Origin of the sequence: Mesorhizobium sp. M7A.F.Ca.CA.002.09.1.1, from assembly GCF_003998555.1 — a bacterium.
Classification (GTDB): Bacteria; Pseudomonadota; Alphaproteobacteria; order Rhizobiales; family Rhizobiaceae; genus Mesorhizobium; species Mesorhizobium ciceri.
Genome location: NZ_RZRR01001295.1, coordinates 1 through 1,087 on the forward strand (window position 1 = coordinate 1; position 1,087 = coordinate 1,087).

A 1,087-nucleotide genomic window follows, 5' to 3' on the forward strand; every position below is an offset into this window, starting at 1 on the left:
GGATACGGATGGCTTCGCTAAGCTTTTCGTTCGGCCCGAGCGTCAACACGTCATGGCCTTTTCTCTCGAGAATTGCCTTAACCGTCATGGCGTCCTCCTCTGCTTTGCCTGCCGGTTCCTGCCCTGACCGGCCTTCACGTAAGAGTGAACATCGTGCGCCGTGATCGGTTGCATTTCAAGTGTGGTGGTCGGCCGTCTCCCATTCGGGCGCCTGCCATCGCCTGTCGAACCAGCGCAGGCCGAAGAAGCCGGCGACAAAGCCGCCAATATGGGCCTCCCAGGCGATCTGGCCGTCTACCCCCGGGGCAAAACCGAGCAGGCCGGTGGCGAGATTGATGACCATCCACATGGCAAGGAAAATCACGACACCGCGCAAGCGCAACACGAATGCGATCGGCAGCACCGGGCCGGCGAAGGCGGCCTTGCCGGCCGAACGATCGGTGCGGAAGCCAAAACGCGCCGCAGCCCCCATCATGCCTGATATCGCACCGGAAGCCCCGACCAGCGGCGCCTCACCGTAAGGATGCAGTGCCCAGAAAAGCGCGACCGAAGCCAGCCCGGTTGCGGCAAAGAACAGCGCGAACCACAGCGTTCCCAGACGGTTTGCCAATGGTGAGCCAAACGCGGCGAGCCACACCATGTTGATGGCGATATGGGCAAAGCCGCCATGCATGAACGCGTAGGTGAAGGGCCGCGAAAACAGGAACCAGTCGAAGCCGTATTGCCCGGTGTAGAGAACGGGGATGAAGGCCCCGTCATACAGCAATGTCATCTGCTGGGATTCGCTCAACACATATTGCTGCAACAGATAGACGACGACGCAGATGCCGATCACCGCCAGCACGACGGGCGGCAGGTTGAACACCGGCTCGCGCCGCGGCTCGGGCGCGCCCTCGACCGGGTCGGCTTCCGAGGGAATTACCGGTTCACTCATTTGAAATTGCACTCACTGCGGGATTCCAGGCTCGAGCATCTAGATTAACGCGGACCGAACAGCAAACCGCGAATCATCTGGCGCGAATCAAAAAAGAAGCCGTTCAAGGTTTCCCTTGAACGGCCGGTCGAGCCCCCTGCTCCCCTAAAACTC

At 60.8% G+C, this 1,087-nt stretch carries 1 protein-coding gene and 1 pseudogene; both read right to left on the bottom strand.

Annotated features, from left to right (window positions below; all coding sequences use genetic code 11):
- Nucleotides 1–88 (bottom strand): annotated as a pseudogene (locus EN994_RS36915) (inosine-5-monophosphate dehydrogenase); the annotation flags it as partial.
- Between the two features lie 87 nt (nt 89–175).
- Nucleotides 176–934, bottom strand: a complete 759-nt coding sequence (locus EN994_RS32660) for a rhomboid family intramembrane serine protease (protein WP_013531343.1) — start codon at nt 932–934, stop codon at nt 176–178.
- Nucleotides 935–1,087 lie beyond the last annotated feature (153 nt).

Bases quoted from the DNA above. Each gene is read 5' to 3' on its own strand.
- EN994_RS32660 (WP_013531343.1), bottom strand. From the start codon at position 934: ATGAGTGAACCGGTAATTCCCTCGGAAGCCGACCCGGTCGAGGGCGCG.